The organism is Exiguobacterium sp. RM11, assembly GCF_059821525.1.
In genome coordinates, this window is sequence record NZ_CM187558.1 from 822466 (window position 1) to 840698 (window position 18233).

An 18233-nucleotide genomic window follows, 5' to 3' on the forward strand; every position below is an offset into this window, starting at 1 on the left:
ACAGAAAGGAGGGGGACTCGATGAGCTTTGCATCAGATGTGAAGAAAGAATTGACACAACTTGAAGTGAATGACGCCGAGGCGAAAGCGGAATTGTCGGCACTCGTTCGGATGAACGGGGTCATCTCGCTCGCCCTAGGACGAGGCATGACGCTCGACGTCTCGACCGAAAACGCCTCGATCGCCCGTCGGATGTATTCGTTGATGAAACGTCTCTACGACCATCCATTAGATTTGTTCGTACGGAAGAAAATGCGTCTGAAAAAGAATAACGTCTACATCGTCCGTGTGTCACAGCACGCGGAGACGATGCTTCGTGACCTCGAGATTCTCGGGGAGCATTATGAGATGATCCGGACACTGAACTCGGATATGACACGTGACGAGAACTTGGCACGCGCCTACTTGCGTGGGGCTTTCCTCGCTGGAGGATCCATCAACCATCCGAAGACATCGTCGTATCACCTCGAAGTCTACAGCTTATATGAAAACCATAACCAGGCGCTACGCGATCTGGCGAATCGGTTCGATTTGAATGCGAAGACGCTCGAACGGAAAAAAGGGCACATCCTCTATATGAAGGAGAGCGAGAAAATCTCAGACTTCCTCAAGTTGATCGGTGCGACACGGGGAATGCTCGAATTTGAGGATGCGCGCATCATCAAGGACATGCGCAACTCCGTCAACCGTCTCGTCAACTGTGAAACGGCCAACTTGAACAAGACGGTCGGAGCGGCGTTACGCCAAGTCGAGAACATCAAGTTCTTGGAGCGGACGGTCGGACTCGATGTCTTGCCGAAAAAGCTTCGGGAAATCGCCGAACTACGTGTCACGCATCAAGACGTCTCGTTACAAGAACTCGGGGAGATGCTCGAGTCTGGTCCGATCTCGAAGTCTGGAATTAACCATCGACTTCGCAAAATTGACCAAATTGCCGAGCGTGTGCGGAGCGGCGACGAGATCGCCTCATCGTGACGCGGTTGCACCAAAACCATTCTTCCTATATAATAAGCAACTGGAATAGGTTTACTGAATAGGAATTAAAGGAGCTTCATCACTATGTCGAATGAAAAGAAAAGATTATCGCTCACGATTGACGCTAAGCTCGACCAAGTCATCACGGAGCGCGCAAAAGAAATCGGAATTCCGAAGAGTGCACTCGTCACGTTCGCAACAAGCCTTCTCTTGAACCAGCTTCGTGCAGAAGAGTTGTTGAACGGAGATAAGAACGCGATCTACGAAGTGATTCGTAAAGACTATGAATTGCTCACGAGCGTGAAAAATCTAGATACGAAATAATAAGGTTGACTTTGAACTGAACCGAAAAAGTTAGACACTAAATAGTTTCTTTAGGCGACCTTTAGAACCTGCGTCCGATATTCCACCGGGCTCAGGTTTTTTAGTCGTTTCTTGATGCGACGATGATTATAGTACTCGATGTATCGCTCGAGCTCCTGTTTGAAATGGGTCATATCTTCGAACTTCCTGAGATAAAGGAGCTCGGACTTGAGCACGGCGAAGAAGCTCTCGATGGCCGCGTTGTCGAGACAGTTGCCCTTTCGGGACATACTCTGGGTGATGCCGTGTTCGCGCAGCTTCGCCGTGAATGCTCGGAACTGGTATTGCCAGCCCTGGTCAGAATGGAGGATTGGTCTCCCATCACCGTCGAGTCTTGCGATGGCTTGGTCCAACATCTCGCCGACGAACGGATATCTAGGACTGTCTGACATCGAATAGGCAATGATTTCCCGGTTGGCCAGGTCCATCATCGGTGAGAGATAGAGTTTCTCCCCGAAAAGATGGAACTCGGTGACATCGGTCACCCACTTCTGGTTTAGGCCTGTGGCCTGGAAATCCCGTTCGAGGAGGTTCGGTGCGATCGTTCCGACCTCTCCTTTGTAGGACCGATATTTCTTCATGCGGACGAGGCACTTGAGACCAAGCTCGTCCATGAGACGCAATACGGTCTTCGGGTCGTGCCTGAACCCTCGGCGCTCGAGAAGCGCATGGATGCGACGATAACCACAACGTCCTTCGTGTTCGTGGAAGAGGGTCTGAATCGCTTCCTTCACGTCCGCGTACTTGTCAACAGCCGTCAGGCGTGTCCGCCAATAGTAGTAGACGCTTCGAGCCATATCGAGCACTTGGAGGAGACCCGGTACAGGATAGGTGGCTCGCAGCTCGTCGATTACTTGGGCCTTGATCCGGTTCGTCGCGCTTCCTCTTCTTGAACCAAGGCTTTCAATTTTTTTAACGCGGCGTTCTCCATCTCGAGGTACTCGACCCGTTCCTTGAGCTTCTCGACCTCTGTCATCTCGTCAGGATTCTTTTTCTTGCGTTTCGCCATTGGGGCACGTCCTTTCGCTTTGGCTACCAGCCCCTCCACTCCTTTCCGTTCGTACGCGGACCGCCACTTGGAGATCATTCCAGGGGAGGAGATGCGGTACTTCAGGGCCGCATCCAAGCAGGACAGTCCATTGGTAGCCATATCGTTTAGTACCTCCAGTTTAAACGCCTGCGAGTGGACTGTATAGGAAGGATCGAAGATTTCCTCCCCCCAACGCTTGTAGAGATGCGCCCAGGTACGCACCTGGTTATACGAGATTCCGAACTCCTGTGACAAAACCTCAAATCCGTCCCTTCCCGTGAAGTAGCGCTGGGCGATTTGGACTTTCAATGCCTTTGAATATTTGGTCATAAAAAACACCCCATAAAAGTTGGATTTTCATGTCCAACTTTTATGGGGCAGTTCACTTCGGTCAGCCTTTTTTAGTTGCATCTCACTCTGAAATTTGGAATAGTGGTGGTAATGAATTTGAACGGAGGTCGATCGAATGGGTCAAATCTTACTCATCCTATTGCTACAACTTATCTACGTCCCGGTGCTCACGCTCCGGACAATCATGCTCGTGAAAGGGAAGACCGTCATCGCGGGTCTGTTCGGGACGCTTGAAACACTCATCTATATCTTTGCACTCGGAATCGTATTCCAAGATTTGACGACGCTCGGTATGATCGTGTACGCAGTCGGATTCGGGCTTGGGATTTTACTCGGTGGCTACGTCGAACGTAAACTCGCCATCGGCTACAACATGATCCAAGTTCACACGAAAGAATATCCGGCAGAGCTCATTCAACAGATGCGCGACAACGGTTACGGGGTGACGCATTACCAAGGACAAGGTCGAGACGGTGTCCGTTATCGTCTAGACGTCTTGGCAGCCCGTACACGGATGAAAGAATTGCGTGAACTCGTCGAGAAGCATGAACCGAAAGCGTTTCTCGTCGCATTCGACCCGATCGACTTCAAAGGCGGCTATATGATGAAAGGACTGCGTCGTCCGAAATGACGCACACGACTCACGGAAGTGGGTCTTTTTTTGTTGGAGTAGGGATTTTCCTGCACGATAGGGAATGAGTGAGGAAAGGAGATGAGACCGTGAAGAGCAATCGACGTTTTTGGATCGTATTGATTGGGTTACTTGTCGGTGTGGGGGTGATTTATGTCGCCATGTCTTGGTTCGGTGATGGGGACGACCCCGTCAAACCGCCGCTCCCGACGGTTCGTGTCGGTTCGGTGACAGCGGAAGTAGAACAATCGACGTATTGTTGGGAAGCTGGCAGTCGTGCGACGTGCGCCGACTATGGCTTACCGGAAGCGGATGACCTGCAACTCATCACGGTCAAACCGGGTGACGCGATTGACGTTGTCTACCATGCCGACCCGATGGAATCGAGTTTCTTTCAGATTGAGGACGGAGAGCTCGTCCCGGCTGAACCGGTCGTGCCGGACGAACCCGGGATTTATCTATTCGAAATCGGCGGGGAATGGGCGCAAGGGGATAGCCGATACGTATTCGGTGTCAGCGTGCCTGAAAACTAATGGTTGACCTGCCTCTTAGGGACGGCTGTACAGTGAAGATAGGAGGTGGGAACACAGTGATTCCGATTGGAAGAGTTTCGCATGTGACCGGATTGTCGGTCAAAGCCATCAAATTTTACGAAGGGCGCGGGTTGATTCGACCGACACGATCGGGCAACCAGTATCGGATGTACGGGATGGAAGAGATTCGACGGTTGAGTGAAATTAAACGATTACGTCAAATCGGGCTCAGTTTAGAACGGATTCAGTCTGGAGAGTCTGTTGAGACGTTGCTTGAAACACGGTTATGTGAAGTCAGGAAAGAAATCGAACAGCTTTGCCAAATCGAGAGACAGATTCGGTCGATGCAGTCAGGAGGGAATGACATGAACATTCGATACGAAACATTGCGTGAACCGATTACAGTCTACGGATACGCGAGTACGTTAGAGGACATCCCACGCGTGTGGGCCAGACTCCAACCAGAATTGACGACGGATGAGTCATACGGCGTCTGCCTACCGCATGAGAACGGCTATGTGGCTGGCATGACGAAGCCTGTGAGTGGGGAAGGATCGCGACAAGTCGAACTGACCGAAGGGAACTATATCGTCGCGACGGTCGAAGGGGGTATCCCGATGATTCCTACGACGTACGAACAACTGTTAAACGTTCCAGACGTGATGCTTCGCGACGCCGTCGACTTTGAACGTTATATTCACGGTCAAGGCGGAGAGGACGACATGATTGAAGTCTGGATGCCCATCGAATAGAAAAAGACGTTTCCCGATTGATCGGGAAACGTCTTTTGTATGATTAGCGTGTCATGACTTTGTCGATGAGACCGTAGTCTTTCGCTTGGTCAGCTGCCATGAAGTAGTCACGCTCTGTGTCGCGCTCGATGACTTCAAGTGGCTGTCCAGTGTTCTCTGCCATGATTTGGTTCAATTTCTCACGCATTTTGATGATGCGTTCTGCGTGAATCTTAATGTCTGACGCTTGGCCTTGTGTGCCGCCGAGCGGTTGGTGAATCATGATTTCTGCGTTCGGAAGTGCGAAGCGTTTTCCTTTTTCACCGGCTTGGAGCAAGAAGGCACCCATCGATGCAGCCATTCCGATACAAATCGTCGACACGTTCGGCTTGATGAAGTTCATCGTGTCGTAAATCGCCATGCCCGCTGTGATCGAACCACCTGGGCTGTTGATGTAGAGCGAGATGTCCTTTTCTGGATCCTCAGCTGCGAGGAAGAGAAGCTGTGCGACGATTGAGTTCGCGACGTTGTCGTCAATCGCACTTCCGAGAAGGATGATACGGTCTTTGAGCAAGCGTGAGTAGATGTCGTACGCGCGCTCCCCACGGCCTGTCTGTTCGATAACTGTTGGAATTAACATTGAATCTGCCTCCTTTATGTAGGTTGTAAGTTCATCATACCTGTATAGTCAATGTTGGTCAAACGATAGTCATCGTTTTTCACCTATTCCACGATTTTCGCGTCCTGAAACGAAAAAGAGGCCAGGCAATCTGCCTGACCTCTACATCTGATACACCCGGAGAGATTCGAACTCCCGACACCTGGCACCGGAAACCAGTGCTCTATCCCCTGAGCTACGGGTGCATGTGTGTGACACGAATTTATTATACATTTGTTTTATTGAAAAAGCAATCCTGTTCATTATCCTTTTTTGAGCGCAAGCGGAGCGGGTTCGTTACAATAGAGAAGAGGGGGGAGAACGATGCAACGGCAAGAACAAAAACAGGTACAACAGCAACAGATGACGCAAGACCTTGTGCAACGGCTACCGGTGCTCGAGGCGGACCGTCTGGCGCTCTCGTTTCGTCTCGCACGTCTGGCGCGCCATAATCCAAACATTCATATCGGGAGCGGGGATCTCGGATGGGTAGCGGATGCGGCGAGCGCGTTCGAAGAGAAGCTGTTCACCCAGATTCGAGAAGGAAGCGGCAGCGACTCGGAGAAAGAGCTGAGACGGCAACTCGTCTTGTTGCTCGACCATCGAGGATTATTGCCGGATACGAATGAGGTGTTGGCGGAGCGGTTCGGTGTCGACGTGACTCAAATCGAACAGGCGAGACAGGCACTCTTATTTCTTGAACCGACGGGAATCGGGGCGAGAACGGAACGAGAGTGTCAGTACCGCCATGCAATTGAACATGAGGACCCACGCGTCGTCGATGTATTTGATGCGATTGAGAGTGGCGTGAGCCAAAAACAGATGGCGAGCGTGCTCGCGATTTCAGATGAAGAGCTCGCCCGTTTAGAGCGAATTGTCGCGACACTACCAAAACGTCCATTATTATATGAAGAAACGGGTCACGTCTTCCCGGAAGTCGAAGTACGTTACGAAGATGGAGAGCTTGTCACGACGTGGTTCAGTCCGGAACTTGACGCAACACGAGTTGGGAATGACCGTGAGGCGAAATGGTGGACGACGTCCCTTGCGATGCGGAACGAGACGTTACGTGAGATATGGGCTGTCATCGCGTCACGTCAGACCGAGTGGTTGAAAGGTGAACTCGTCCTCAATCCGCTGACCCGTCGGACCGTCGCGCAACAAATCGGCAAGCACGAATCGACGGTCGGACGTGCCATCCAAGGGAAGTTCGCGAAGACCGAGGGCGGGATCATGGAATGGAAACACTTTTTCGTAAGGTCGACGAGTCATGGGCATTCGCCGTTCATGATCAAGCGGACGCTCGCAGAACTGATTCAACGGGAGAAGGCCCCGCAAAGTGATCAGGCACTCGCGGACGAACTCGCCCGATACGGCTATCCAGTGACGAGACGGACCGTGACGAATTATCGGGAAGAACTCGGATTCGGCAACTCACGTGAGCGTGAGCGGCAGTTATGGAAGGGATGACGAAAATGAAACTAACTTTATATAAACGTGACAATTGTTCGCTCTGTGACGAGGCGCTTGTCATGCTCGAATGGCTACAGGAGGATTATCCGATCGAACTCGAACAGATTGATATTACGGGAGATGAGGATCTCGAGGCGAAGTACCTCTTCGAAATCCCCGTTCTCATACATGAAGGAGAAGTCATCAGTCAAGGGCGATATGATGACAACAAAGTTGAAGATTTTGTTAAGTATACGCTTACATCGAAAAAAAACGTTTGAAGGGGTTGCCAGACGGAAAAGTGATTGATAAGATGAACTCGTAGCGGTGGGACGCAAATAAAAAAGTGGGACAAAAATTGTCCACACTGAAAGTCGAGGGGGTAAGAGCATGATCCAGCAACTGATTCACGTTCAGAAGCAAATTGTCCCTGACCTGCTCGATACGCTCCGACATCGTTACGATATCTTACACTATGTCCGCTTGATGCAGCCGATTGGCCGCAGGACACTCGCAACGAGTTTGGGACTGACCGAACGGGTACTCAGACGAGAAGTCGACTTTTTGAAAGACCAAGGTCTTCTTTACGTCGCTACTCAAGGAATTTCCCTCAGTGAGACGGGACGAAACGTCTTACGGGACTTGCACGAGATCATGGGAGAGATTCTCGGGATCTCAGAAGTGGCAAGAGAGCTCGAAGAAAAGTTAGGGGTTCGCCAAGTCGTCATCGTACCGGGTGATTCAGATGAGACATTCTGGGTCCAACGCGATATCGGACGGGCAGCGGTCACGCAGTTAAAAGCGCGGCTCGCACCGGATGATAACGTGATTGCGGTAACAGGTGGAACGACAATGGCATCGGTTGCGGCGATGATGTCGCCCGATAAAAAAGAACGCCCAATGCATTTTGTGCCCGCACGCGGAGGTCTTGGAGAAACGCTTGAACTTCAAGCGAATACCGTCTGTTCACGCATGGCGGACCGGGCCCACGCAGACTATCATCTTCTACATATTCCGGATGAGGTGTCACAAGAGACATTCGACCGGATGGTGGAGGAACCTAGTATTAAAAATGTACTGGAAATGATTAGAGCGGCGCGAATTGTGGTACATGGAATTGGTGAGGCAGAAACGATGGCAAAACGCCGTCACGCATCACCGGAGCATTTGCGGATGATTGAACGGCATGACGCCGTCGCCGAAGCATTCGGATATTATTTCAATGCGGAAGGTGAGATCGTCCATCGCGTCAAGACGGTCGGGATTCAACTCGAAGAGCTGGATGACATGGATACCGTCATCGCGGTTGCCGGAGGAAAATCGAAGGCACAGGCGATCGCCGCTTATGCGAAACACACGTCGAACATCATCCTCGTCACAGACGAAGGTGCGGCGAAAGAATTATTAACTTGTTATTAAAGAGTTGACCCCCCGTTGGCTCTTCAATAAATAGCTTCTACCCTAAGGAGGAAATTAACATGGCAGTAAAAGTTGGTATTAACGGATTTGGACGTATCGGTCGTTTGGCATTCCGCGAGATCATCAAAAACGAAGGAATCGAAGTTGTTGCAATCAACGACTTGACAGACACGAAGATGCTTGCGCACCTTCTCAAGTATGACACGACTCAAGGTCGTTTCGACGGAGAAGTTGAAGTACACGACGATCACTTCCTCGTAAACGGAGAGAAAGTTATCACGCTCGCTAACCGTAACCCTGAAGAACTTCCATGGGGAGACCTCGGTGTAGACATCGTTCTCGAATGTACTGGATTCTTCACTTCTAAAGAAAAAGCTGAGCTTCACTTGAAAGCTGGCGCGAAGAAAGTTGTTATCTCGGCTCCTGCTACAGGTGACATGAAGACTGTTGTTTACAACACAAACCACGACATCCTCGATGGTACTGAAACAGTCATCTCAGGTGCTTCTTGTACAACAAACTGCTTGGCTCCAATGGCTAAAGTACTTCAAGACCAGTTCGGAATCGTTGAAGGTCTCATGACGACAATCCACGCTTACACTGGCGACCAAAACACGCTTGACGCTCCACACCCGAAAGGTGACTTCCGTCGTGCGCGTGCAGCTGCAGCGAACATCGTTCCTAACACAACAGGAGCTGCTAAAGCAATCGGTCTCGTAATCCCTGAACTTCAAGGAAAACTTGACGGTGCTGCACAACGTGTACCAGTTGCTACAGGTTCACTCACTGAGCTCGTAACTGTACTCGACAAGCAAGTATCTGTTGACGAAGTAAACGCAGCGATGAAAGCAGCAGCAAACGAGTCATTCGGTTACACTGAAGACGAAATCGTTTCTTCTGACATCGTTGGAATCACATACGGTTCACTCTTCGACGCGACTCAAACAAAAGTTATGACAGTTGGCGACAAGCAACTCGTTAAAACAGTTTCTTGGTACGACAACGAAATGTCTTACACTGCACAATTGGTTCGCACAGTTAAGCACTTCGCTAACATCGCGAAGTAATTTCGTGAACTAAATAGAATCAAATAGGAGCGGAAACAAGAGATTGTTCTCCGCTCTATTTATGAAATGACACGCACGACATATGGAGGCGAAAGTTATGAACAAACAGTCTATTCGTGACATCGATGTAAAAGGGAAACGCGTCTTTTGCCGCGTTGACTTCAACGTTCCACTCAAAGATGGCGTCATCCAAGATGAAACTCGGATCCAAGCCGCACTTCCAACAATCAAGCACTTGCTTGACGGTGGTGCGAAACTCGTCCTTGCGAGCCACCTCGGCCGTCCGAAAGGCGAGAAGAACCCTGAGTTCTCACTTGCTCCAGTAGCGAAGCGTCTCGCTGAGCTCCTCGGAAAAGATGTGCCGCTCGTCGAAGAAGCATACGGCCCGGTCGCAGAAGAAGCGGTCGCTAAACTCTCTGAAGGCGATGTCGTCGTTTTAGAGAACGTTCGTTTCTACCCAGGTGAAACGAAAAACGACGCTGAACTTGCAAAAGGATTCGCAGCACTTGCTGACGTATACGTCAACGACGCGTTCGGCGCGGCTCACCGTGCACACGCTTCAACTGAAGGGATTGCACACCACGTGGACACAGCCGTTGCTGGTCTCTTGATGGAAAAAGAACTTGAAGTTCTCGGTAAAGCTCTTTCTAACCCAGACCGTCCGTTCACGGCGATTATCGGTGGGTCGAAAGTAGCGGACAAGATTGGGGTCATCGACCACCTTCTTGACATCGTTGACACACTCATCATTGGTGGCGGACTCTCGTACACGTTCTCGAAAGCACTCGGGCACGAAGTCGGAACGTCACTCCTTGAAGAGGATAAGCTTGACCTCGCTCGTCAATTCATGAAGAAAGCAGAAGACAAAGGCGTGAAATTCTTGATGCCAATCGACTGTGTCATCACGAAAGAATTCGGCGAAGAAACGTATGTCGGCCCAGTCGATATCGACTCGATCCCAGCGGATCACATGAGTCTTGATATCGGACCGAAGACAGTCGAACTTTACGCGGATGCGATTCGCGAATCGAAACTTGTCGTATGGAACGGACCGATGGGCGTATTCGAACTCGATAAATACGCAAACGGAACGAAAGGTGTCGCTCAAGCACTTGCAGATAGCGATGCATATTCAATCATCGGTGGTGGCGACTCAGCCGCTGCAGCAGCCAAGTTTGGTCTTGCTGACAAGATGAGTCACATTTCAACTGGTGGTGGCGCGTCACTCGAATTCATGGAAGGCAAAAAACTTCCAGGTGTCGAGGCGCTTAACGACAAGTAATTTAGAGGAGGGTTATCGATGCGTAAACCGATTATTGCAGGTAACTGGAAAATGAACAAAACACTCTCGGAAGCTGTCGCTTTCGTAGAGGAAGTTAAAAACAACATTCCGTCTACTGACAAAGTAGATGCAGCGATTGGTGCTCCGGCACTTTTCCTCGCACCGATGGTAGAAGCAGCTAAAGGGTCAAACTTGAAGCTCGGTGCACAAAACATGTACGACAAAGATAGCGGTGCATACACTGGCGAAATCAGCCCAGCTATGGTCGCTGACCTCGGCGTGACTTACGTCATCCTCGGTCACTCAGAACGTCGCGAGTACTTTGGCGAATCAGATGCGTTCATCAACAGCAAAACGAAAAAAGCGTTCGAACACGGTCTTACGCCAATCGTTTGTGTCGGTGAAACACTTGAAGAGCGCGAAGGCGACAAGTTCGAAGAAGTCATCAAAACACAAGTCGAAGGCGGTCTCGCTGACCTCTCTGCTGACCAAGTCAAACAACTCGTCATCGCGTATGAGCCAGTTTGGGCAATCGGTACAGGTAAATCAGCAGACGAAGCTGACGCACAAAGCTCTTGTAAGTATGTTCGCGACGTGGTGAAAGGTCTTTACGGTGAAGACGTAGCGGCTGCAGTACGCATCCAATACGGTGGATCTGTCAAACCTGAGAACATCAAAGAGTACATGGCACAAGAAGATATCGACGGCGCACTCGTCGGCGGTGCTTCACTTGAAGCCGCTTCGTTCCTCAAATTGTTGGAGGCGATTTAAATGGCTAGACCAGTCGCACTCATCATCTTAGATGGTTTCGGGATGCGTGACGAATCGTTCGGTAACGCGGTCATGGCTGCGGACAAACCGAACTTCAATCGCTACTGGGAGCAGTATCCACATACGCTCTTAAACGCAAAAGGCGAGTACGTCGGTCTTCCAGAAGGACAGATGGGGAACTCGGAAGTCGGTCACTTGAATATCGGTGCCGGTCGAGTCGTCTATCAGTCACTCTCACGCGTCAACAACGCAATCCAAGACCGTTCGTTCTTCGACCGTCAGGCGATGAACCATTTGGCAGGACATGTGAAGAAACATGACTCGAGTCTCCATATCATGGGCCTCGTGTCGGATGGCGGGATTCACTCGCATATCAAACACATGTATGCCGTCGTTGAGTTCGCAAAACTCCACGGCATCGAAAAAGTGTACATTCACGCGTTCACGGACGGCCGTGACTGTGATCCGAAGTCAGGTGCTGGTTTCCTCAAGGAAACTGAAGAAAAGCTCGCTGAACTCGGTGTCGGTCAAGTCGCTAGCGTGTCTGGTCGCTACTATGCCATGGACCGCGACAACCGTTGGGAGCGCGTCGAGAAAGTATATGACGTCCTCGTAAACGGAAAAGGTGAAGTCGGTACGGACCCAGTCGAGGTTCTCAAGAAGTCGTATGAGAACGATTTGACGGATGAGTTCGTCTTACCGACAGTCATCGAAAAAGATGGAAAGCCGGTCGCGACGATTCAAGACAACGATGCGATCATGTTCTTCAACTTCCGTCCGGACCGAGCAATCCAGTTGTCGAAAGTATTCAAAGAGAAAGCTGGATTCGAAGGCTTTACACTCTCTGAAAACCATCCTGAGAACCTTCTTCTCGTCTCGATGACGAAGTACTCGGATGACGTCGACACGGACATCGTCTTCCCACCGGAAGATTTGAAAAACACACTCGGGGAAACACTCTCTGCGCAAGGATACAAACAGCTCCGTGCCGCAGAAACAGAGAAGTACCCACACGTCACGTTCTTCTTGAACGGACAAAAAGAAAAACCATTCGAAGGAGAGGATCGTCTCCTCATTCCTTCACCGAAAGTCGCGACATACGACTTGCAACCAGAAATGAGTGCGTACGAACTCACAGACGGCTTGCTCGAGCGTATCGAGTCGGATGAGTATGATGCATACATCATCAACTTCGCGAACCCGGATATGGTTGGTCACTCAGGTAAGCTTGAGCCGACGAAGAAAGCAATCGAAGCAGTCGATGAATGCCTCGGTAAAGTAGTGGACGCATTACTTGCTAAAGGCGGCGTGGCCATCATCACAGCAGACCACGGGAACGCAGACATCGTCACGAACCCAGACGGCTCGCCGATGACAGCGCACACGACGGAACCTGTTCCGTGCATCATCACAAAAGAGGGAGTCGAACTGAAACCAGTTCTCGAAGGAGCACTTTGCGACCTCGCCCCAACGCTTCTCGACCTTCTCGGTGGGGAGCAACCAGCTGAAATGACTGGTTCATCAATCGTTACAAAATCATAAAACTATTTTTCATACGAAAAGGAGCGATTTTTCATGTCAATGATTACAGAAATTTACGCACGCGAGATTTTAGATTCACGCGGTAACCCATCAGTAGAAGTAGAAGTCTTCACAGAAGACGGCGGTTTCGGCCGTGCCCTCGTCCCATCAGGCGCTTCAACAGGTGAGCACGAAGCAGTTGAGCTTCGCGATGGCGACAAGTCACGTTACCTCGGTAAAGGTGTCTTGAAAGCAGTTGCAAACGTAAACGACACGATTGCACCAGAACTCATCGGCTACGATGTTTTCGACCAAAACGCAATCGATGCGAAAATGATCGAACTCGACGGTACGCCAAACAAAGCTAAACTTGGTGCAAACGCAATCCTCGGTGTGTCAATGGCAGCAGCTCACGCAGCAGCAGATGAGCTTGGTCTCCCACTTTACACATACCTCGGTGGATTCAACGCGAAGACACTTCCAACACCAATGATGAACATCATCAACGGTGGTTCGCACGCGGACAACAACGTGGACTTCCAAGAGTTTATGATCATGCCTGTTGGCGCGCCAACATTCCGTGAAGCGCTTCGTATGGGTGCTGAAGTATTCCACGCCCTCAAATCAGTTCTTTCTGGTATGGGTCTTAACACAGCTGTTGGTGACGAAGGTGGTTTCGCACCAAACTTGAAATCTAACGAAGAAGCGATCACAGTTATCCTTGAAGCGATCGAAAAAGCTGGTTACAAACCAGGCGAAGACGTCTACCTCGCAATGGACGTTGCATCTTCTGAGTTCTACGACAAGTCAACTGGTAAATATGAACTCGCTGGCGAAGGTAAGTCACTCACAACTGCTGAGCTTGTAGACTTCTACGCTGAGCTCGTTGACAAGTACCCAATCCTCTCAATCGAAGATGGTTGTGACGAAAACGACTGGGATGGCCACAAGCTTCTCACAGACAAAATCGGACACAAAGTTCAACTCGTTGGGGATGACCTCTTCGTAACGAACACATCTAAACTTGCTGAAGGTATCGAAAAAGGAATCGCAAACTCGATCCTTATCAAAGTTAACCAAATCGGTACGCTCACAGAAACATTCGACGCGATCGAAATGGCTAAAAAAGCTGGTTACACAGCAGTTGTCTCACACCGCTCTGGTGAAACAGAAGACGCGACAATCGCGGACATCGCTGTTGCGACAAACGCTGGACAAATCAAAACTGGTTCACTTTCACGTACAGACCGTATCGCGAAATACAACCAACTTCTCCGCATCGAAGACATGCTCGGCGATGTAGCGAAATACGACGGCATCAAGTCGTTCTACAACCTTAAAAAATAATTGATTGTTTCAGGCTCGCCAAATGGCGGGCCTGTTTTTTTCTGGGTGTTTTTCAACCCGTCCTGACGGCACCGATGCTTTCTGCAGGCAATCCACGGAGCCTCCTCGCGTTTATGCGCTTGCGGGGTCTCCGCGGGATTGCTTTCCTGCAAAAGTCACCGTGCCGCTTGGACGGACAAAATCGCTCTTTGTCGGACCTTCTCGTCATCGAGATCCTGTGTTGCTGTATACTGAACGTGATTGATGAAGAATAGGGGGATTATTGGATGGACCAATCGAATGAACAAGAAAAAAGGCTGAGTGGCGGGAACGTGTCGAATGTCTATAAAAAGGGGGATTACGTCTATCGTACTCAAAAGGAAGGCAGCGAGCGTATTCATCGATGGTTACGTCATTTGGAGGTAAAGCAACTTTCCGGAGTGCCGCGTTTTATTGGAATCGATGATCGAGGAAGAGAAGTGTTAACTTACTTGGAAGGAGAAACCGCAGACTATCCTCTAAAGTCTTACATGTGGTCCAATGAGGCAATTCAAGATGTTGCGCGACTGATGAGACGTCTGCATGATGCGTCGACAGATTTTGAATGGTCATCGGATTGGTCACCGATTGACAACACGCCTCGACCACTAGAGGTCATTTGCCATAATGACTTCGCTGTCTACAATACGATTTTTCATAAGGGGAAAGCATCTGGGATTATCGACTTTGATTTGGCTGCGCCAGGTCCGAGAGCTTGGGATATCGTCTACGTGCTTTACACGTTCGTCCCGCTCAGTCGCCGGCATCAAGCTGAATCAGGAGAAGTCATCGATTACGATGCGATTCGAGATGATAAGTCGTATCAAGAACGTGTGTCATTATTCTTAAAGGCATATGGTTGGGACAACCCTAAGGAAGACTGGTTTGAGATGTTGCAGCTACGCATCGAGGCACTCTGTCTTTTGATGAAACGAAAAGCCTCTGAAGGGGATATCGCCTTCATAAAGATGATGGATAAGGGGCACTATGATCATTATCAAGAAGAACTGCGCTTCATTCAAACGCATGGCCATAAGTGGTTCTGAAACGATCTTTGCAGGGAATAGATTAGTGAAGGATGAACGAGGAGGCGGTTCCGATGATGATGTTCGGATTACTATTCTTGGTATTGCTAATCGGATTCGGTATTTGGTACTACCTAAAATCACAGCGCAACGACGATTGGTCATGACTAAGAGTCATGACCTTTTTTAGTTACGTAAAAGTAAGCTAACAGTCTTGAATGTTATTTTTACACTCAAGCATAAATGCATGAATAAAACTAAAAAGAGAGATCAGTCGTCTCTCGATGTTGGATAAGACGTTCTTTGTGGAATTATGGTATAATTGTCCCGCTTGCCATTTATTCTGAAGCCACTATCGATTTGGTTTTTTAACATGTTGTTCTTCAGAAGAATCGAGAACAACATGTCATAATGGCGTGCCCAACTATCGAATAACGTCCGAATCTGCTCGATAGAGATTATGGACAAACTTGATTAACAGTAAGGTGTGTTATTTTTGAAAACAATGCTCATGGTGTGTCAAAACTATTATCCGGAGATCGGCAGTGCCGGCAACCGGATGCAAAATATTACGCATTTAATGAAACAGCGTGGGTATGAAGTCGAGGTCATCACGGCCGCCCCTTCCTATCCAAGCTTTGATATGTACCAAGATAATCGTTTTTGGAACGATCAAGAATTGAACAATCAACCGTTCATTAAACGTCTCATTACGAAGAAACGGAAACACACATCCAACATGGTCAGTCGTCTCTTCTTATTCCTCGAACAGATGGTAAAGGGGATTGGAGCCGTCCGTCAGCTAAAATTGAAGCCAGACGTCGTGTTTGCGACGACCCCTTCTTTTTTTATGGCGTTTGTCGGGGTATATGCGAAACGCAAGTATCGTGTCCCCCTCATTTTAGACGTTCGTGACCTTTGGCCGGAATCGGTGAAAGGGGTCGGCGTGTTCAAGCACGACTGGGTGCTCGCGCCGGCGTTTTGGCTCGAGAAGCGACTGTATCGTGCTGCCGACGAGGTCATCATCAACTCGGAAGGCTTCCGCAGCTATCTGCGTCAACGCGGTGTCCCGAACGAGAAAATCCACTACATGCCGAACTCGATTCGGGAATCGGAACGGACGCTTGAGCGGACGATCCCGCCGGACGACCGGATGGAGATCCTATATGCCGGAAACATGGGCCTCGCGCAAGACGTGTCACTCTTACTCGAACTCGCCGAACGGTTCCGTGACGAACCGCGGATTCACTTCAAACTGATTGGCTACGGGTACCGGAAAGAAGAGTTGAAGCAGACGATCAAGGAACGTGGTTTCCAAAACTTCTTATTCCTTGAAGCGATGCCACGGACGGAGGCGTTCCAAGCGATTAAAAATGCGGACGTCGCCTTTGTCAGCCTGATTGAGCAAGAAGTGTTCGATACGGTCATCCCTGGGAAACTCATCGACTATATGGCGGTCGGCAAACCGATTGTCGCAGCAGTGTCAGGCCATGCGGCGAATGTCATTGAAGCGGCTGAAGTCGGATTCGTCTCTCGGAAACGGGATATCGATGAGATCGAGCGGATTCTCCGCAAGCTCCTCGACCGACCGGACCTTCGGGAGGCGCTCGGGGCGAACGGGATTCGTTACGTCAAAGAGAATTTATGTTGGGAAGAGAATATCGACGTGTTAGATCAAGTCGTACAACAGTTAGTGATGGAGGAAACACAATGAAGTCAGTATGTATGTTTGTATGGAACCATTTTACGAATGATGCGCGCGTTCTTCGCGAATGCTCGGCACTCGCCGAGGCAGGTTATGAAGTTGATTTGATTGCGCTCCAAGACCCGAAAAATAAAGAGTTACCGAAAGAAGAGATGCGTCCGGAAGGCTTCCGCGTCATCCGCGTGAAGCGTCAACCATCGATTCTCGTCAACGCGCTCAAGTTCGCTAAGAAGACGTATCAATGGGTGAGTGAGAAACGGACCCGTCAAATCGGTGCCGGACTCGTCGGTGCTGGCTTGTTCCTACTCGCACCGTTCACGATGCTCGCTCTCGGGGCAGCGGTCGGTACGATCTTGTTGCCGCAAGTACGTAAGCAAATCGTCAATGCGAGTGCGATGCTCGAGATGGTGTTCGCATCGACGAAAAAATCGTATGACTTTTATCATGCGAACGATTTGAACACAGTCCCGCAAGCACTTCTCGCTGGAAAAGTGTTTAATAAAGGTACAATCGTCTACGATTCACACGAGGTACAAACGGACCGTACCGGTTACGGTTACATCCAACGAAACCTTGAAGGATGGCTCTTGCCGTTCGTCGATACGATGATGGTCGAGAACCATACGCGCGCGGCACATAACGAAGAGTTATACGGATTCTATCCGTACGTGCTCCACAACTATCCGTTCTATCGTCCGCTTGACTTCTCGCTCCGTAAAGACTTACATGCGCTGCTCGACTTGCCGAAAGACGAGAAGATCCTCTTGTATCAAGGTGGAATTCAAGCAGGGCGCGGTCTTGAACAACTCGTGCTCGCGGCGAAAGACTTCAAAGAGGGCACGCTCGTCATGATCGGGGACGGGAAGCTCAAACCAACGATTCAACAGTTGATCGAAACGGAAGGTGTCGGCGATCGTGTCAAGATGATTGACAAAGTACCGGTCGAAGCGTTACCTTACTATACGATGAACGCCTACTTAGGCTTCCAAGTATTGAACAACGTCTGCTTCAACCACTACTCGGCGTCGTCGAACAAATTGTTCGAGTATTTGATGGCCGAAGTACCGGTCGTCTCATGTGACTTCCCTGAAATCGAACGGGTCGTTGCGGGGAACGATGTCGGGGTGCTCGTTGACTCGCACGATCCACAATCGATCGCAGACGGCGTCAACCGTTTGATTGAAGACCAAGCACTCTATGCGCGTGTCAAAGAGAACACGAAGACCGCGCGTGAGAAATATAACTGGGATTTGGAAAAAGAGGCACTCTTGAACGTCTACGCGAACGCAGCGGAGCGCAAGTTGCCGATTATGAAAGACGGTGCGCCAAAGCCAGTACAATCTTAAGACTGCGGC

The 18233-nt window shown here is 49.9% G+C and carries 19 protein-coding genes and 1 tRNA gene; 16 read left to right on the forward strand and 4 right to left on the reverse strand.

Features of this window, described 5'->3' with window-relative positions:
* The first annotated feature begins 20 nt into the window (after positions 1 to 20).
* Positions 21 to 974 carry a DNA-binding protein WhiA gene (gene whiA / locus AC5LIL_RS04355; protein ID WP_074033630.1) on the forward strand — a complete coding sequence of 318 codons (954 nt, stop codon included), beginning with the start codon at positions 21 to 23 and terminating at the stop codon, positions 972 to 974.
* An 84-nt stretch (positions 975 to 1058) separates the two neighbouring features.
* Positions 1059 to 1298 (forward strand): CopG family transcriptional regulator, encoded by a 240-nt coding sequence (locus AC5LIL_RS04360; RefSeq protein ID WP_074033629.1) that lies wholly within the window; start codon positions 1059 to 1061, stop codon positions 1296 to 1298.
* A 50-nt stretch (positions 1299 to 1348) separates the two neighbouring features.
* Here AC5LIL_RS04360 and AC5LIL_RS04365 read toward each other — a convergent pair whose 3' ends face one another.
* Both AC5LIL_RS04365 and AC5LIL_RS04370 read right to left on the reverse strand, forming a co-directional pair.
* Complete coding sequence (locus tag AC5LIL_RS04365; RefSeq protein WP_499825348.1) at positions 1349 to 2245, reverse strand: IS3 family transposase; 897 nt, start codon at positions 2243 to 2245, stop codon at positions 1349 to 1351.
* Positions 2188 to 2697, reverse strand: a complete 510-nt coding sequence (locus AC5LIL_RS04370) for a helix-turn-helix domain-containing protein (RefSeq protein ID WP_483299210.1) — start codon at positions 2695 to 2697, stop codon at positions 2188 to 2190. Before AC5LIL_RS04370 ends, AC5LIL_RS04365 begins: the two co-directional genes overlap by 58 nt.
* A 136-nt stretch (positions 2698 to 2833) precedes the next feature.
* Here AC5LIL_RS04370 and AC5LIL_RS04375 point away from each other — a divergent pair, with 136 nt between their 5' ends.
* The 3 genes from AC5LIL_RS04375 to AC5LIL_RS04385 all read left to right on the forward strand — a co-directional run bounded on the left by AC5LIL_RS04375 (position 2834) and on the right by AC5LIL_RS04385 (position 4634).
* A complete protein-coding gene (locus tag AC5LIL_RS04375; protein ID WP_074033625.1) occupies positions 2834 to 3349 on the forward strand; it encodes a DUF2179 domain-containing protein in 516 nt (171 codons plus the stop codon).
* An 89-nt stretch (positions 3350 to 3438) separates the two neighbouring features.
* Complete coding sequence (locus tag AC5LIL_RS04380) at positions 3439 to 3882, forward strand: hypothetical protein (RefSeq protein WP_499825025.1); 444 nt, start codon at positions 3439 to 3441, stop codon at positions 3880 to 3882.
* A 56-nt stretch (positions 3883 to 3938) separates the two neighbouring features.
* Complete coding sequence (locus AC5LIL_RS04385) at positions 3939 to 4634, forward strand: MerR family transcriptional regulator (protein ID WP_499825026.1); 696 nt, start codon at positions 3939 to 3941, stop codon at positions 4632 to 4634.
* 43 nt (positions 4635 to 4677) lie between these two features.
* Here the strand turns inward: AC5LIL_RS04385 and clpP are convergent, their stop codons facing one another.
* Both clpP and AC5LIL_RS04395 read right to left on the reverse strand, forming a co-directional pair.
* Positions 4678 to 5253: an ATP-dependent Clp endopeptidase proteolytic subunit ClpP gene (gene clpP / locus AC5LIL_RS04390; RefSeq protein ID WP_012726916.1), complete on the reverse strand. Its 576-nt coding sequence runs from the start codon at positions 5251 to 5253 to the stop codon at positions 4678 to 4680.
* A gap of 151 nt (positions 5254 to 5404) precedes the next feature.
* Positions 5405 to 5477, reverse strand: a tRNA-Arg gene (locus AC5LIL_RS04395).
* A gap of 118 nt (positions 5478 to 5595) precedes the next feature.
* On the opposite strand from AC5LIL_RS04395, the gene AC5LIL_RS04400 reads away from it, so the two are divergent.
* The 11 genes from AC5LIL_RS04400 (at position 5596) to AC5LIL_RS04450 (ending at position 18224) form a co-directional block, all read left to right on the forward strand.
* Positions 5596 to 6741, forward strand: coding sequence for an RNA polymerase factor sigma-54 (locus AC5LIL_RS04400; RefSeq protein WP_499825027.1), 1146 nt, complete (start codon positions 5596 to 5598; stop codon positions 6739 to 6741).
* A gap of 5 nt (positions 6742 to 6746) precedes the next feature.
* Positions 6747 to 7004: a glutaredoxin family protein gene (locus AC5LIL_RS04405; protein ID WP_074033610.1), complete on the forward strand. Its 258-nt coding sequence runs from the start codon at positions 6747 to 6749 to the stop codon at positions 7002 to 7004.
* 109 nt (positions 7005 to 7113) lie between these two features.
* Positions 7114 to 8142 (forward strand): sugar-binding transcriptional regulator, encoded by a 1029-nt coding sequence (locus tag AC5LIL_RS04410; protein WP_499825028.1) that lies wholly within the window; start codon positions 7114 to 7116, stop codon positions 8140 to 8142.
* Positions 8143 to 8201: 59 nt separating this feature from the next.
* Positions 8202 to 9209 carry a type I glyceraldehyde-3-phosphate dehydrogenase gene (gene gap, locus AC5LIL_RS04415; protein WP_012726912.1) on the forward strand — a complete coding sequence of 336 codons (1008 nt, stop codon included), beginning with the start codon at positions 8202 to 8204 and terminating at the stop codon, positions 9207 to 9209.
* 97 nt (positions 9210 to 9306) lie between these two features.
* The gene (locus AC5LIL_RS04420) at positions 9307 to 10491 is read left to right on the forward strand and encodes a phosphoglycerate kinase (RefSeq protein ID WP_224861717.1); all 1185 of its coding nucleotides are present in this window, start codon (positions 9307 to 9309) and stop codon (positions 10489 to 10491) included.
* Between the two features lie 18 nt (positions 10492 to 10509).
* Complete coding sequence (gene tpiA, locus AC5LIL_RS04425) at positions 10510 to 11262, forward strand: triose-phosphate isomerase (protein WP_034778525.1); 753 nt, start codon at positions 10510 to 10512, stop codon at positions 11260 to 11262.
* Positions 11263 to 12804, forward strand: coding sequence for a 2,3-bisphosphoglycerate-independent phosphoglycerate mutase (gene gpmI / locus AC5LIL_RS04430; RefSeq protein WP_499825030.1), 1542 nt, complete (start codon positions 11263 to 11265; stop codon positions 12802 to 12804). It begins immediately after the preceding gene.
* A gap of 33 nt (positions 12805 to 12837) precedes the next feature.
* A complete protein-coding gene (gene eno / locus AC5LIL_RS04435; RefSeq protein ID WP_012726908.1) occupies positions 12838 to 14130 on the forward strand; it encodes a phosphopyruvate hydratase in 1293 nt (430 codons plus the stop codon).
* A gap of 266 nt (positions 14131 to 14396) precedes the next feature.
* Positions 14397 to 15194, forward strand: coding sequence for an aminoglycoside phosphotransferase family protein (locus tag AC5LIL_RS04440; protein ID WP_499825031.1), 798 nt, complete (start codon positions 14397 to 14399; stop codon positions 15192 to 15194).
* Between the two features lie 484 nt (positions 15195 to 15678).
* A complete protein-coding gene (locus AC5LIL_RS04445) occupies positions 15679 to 16887 on the forward strand; it encodes a glycosyltransferase family 4 protein (RefSeq protein ID WP_499825349.1) in 1209 nt (402 codons plus the stop codon).
* A complete protein-coding gene (locus AC5LIL_RS04450) occupies positions 16884 to 18224 on the forward strand; it encodes a glycosyltransferase (protein ID WP_499825033.1) in 1341 nt (446 codons plus the stop codon). The genes AC5LIL_RS04445 and AC5LIL_RS04450 overlap by 4 nt, the downstream gene beginning before the upstream one ends.
* Positions 18225 to 18233 lie beyond the last annotated feature (9 nt).

Bases quoted from the DNA above. Each gene is read 5' to 3' on its own strand.
- whiA (WP_074033630.1), top strand. From the start codon at position 21: ATGAGCTTTGCATCAGATGTGAAGAAAGAATTGACACAACTTGAAGTG.
- AC5LIL_RS04360 (WP_074033629.1), top strand. From the start codon at position 1,059: ATGTCGAATGAAAAGAAAAGATTATCGCTCACGATTGACGCTAAGCTC.
- AC5LIL_RS04370 (WP_483299210.1), bottom strand. From the start codon at position 2,697: ATGACCAAATATTCAAAGGCATTGAAAGTCCAAATCGCCCAGCGCTAC.
- AC5LIL_RS04375 (WP_074033625.1), top strand. From the start codon at position 2,834: ATGGGTCAAATCTTACTCATCCTATTGCTACAACTTATCTACGTCCCG.
- clpP (WP_012726916.1), bottom strand. From the start codon at position 5,253: ATGTTAATTCCAACAGTTATCGAACAGACAGGCCGTGGGGAGCGCGCG.
- AC5LIL_RS04400 (WP_499825027.1), top strand. From the start codon at position 5,596: ATGCAACGGCAAGAACAAAAACAGGTACAACAGCAACAGATGACGCAA.
- AC5LIL_RS04405 (WP_074033610.1), top strand. From the start codon at position 6,747: ATGAAACTAACTTTATATAAACGTGACAATTGTTCGCTCTGTGACGAG.
- AC5LIL_RS04410 (WP_499825028.1), top strand. From the start codon at position 7,114: ATGATCCAGCAACTGATTCACGTTCAGAAGCAAATTGTCCCTGACCTG.
- gap (WP_012726912.1), top strand. From the start codon at position 8,202: ATGGCAGTAAAAGTTGGTATTAACGGATTTGGACGTATCGGTCGTTTG.
- AC5LIL_RS04420 (WP_224861717.1), top strand. From the start codon at position 9,307: ATGAACAAACAGTCTATTCGTGACATCGATGTAAAAGGGAAACGCGTC.
- tpiA (WP_034778525.1), top strand. From the start codon at position 10,510: ATGCGTAAACCGATTATTGCAGGTAACTGGAAAATGAACAAAACACTC.
- gpmI (WP_499825030.1), top strand. From the start codon at position 11,263: ATGGCTAGACCAGTCGCACTCATCATCTTAGATGGTTTCGGGATGCGT.
- eno (WP_012726908.1), top strand. From the start codon at position 12,838: ATGTCAATGATTACAGAAATTTACGCACGCGAGATTTTAGATTCACGC.
- AC5LIL_RS04440 (WP_499825031.1), top strand. From the start codon at position 14,397: ATGGACCAATCGAATGAACAAGAAAAAAGGCTGAGTGGCGGGAACGTG.
- AC5LIL_RS04445 (WP_499825349.1), top strand. From the start codon at position 15,679: ATGCTCATGGTGTGTCAAAACTATTATCCGGAGATCGGCAGTGCCGGC.
- AC5LIL_RS04450 (WP_499825033.1), top strand. From the start codon at position 16,884: ATGAAGTCAGTATGTATGTTTGTATGGAACCATTTTACGAATGATGCG.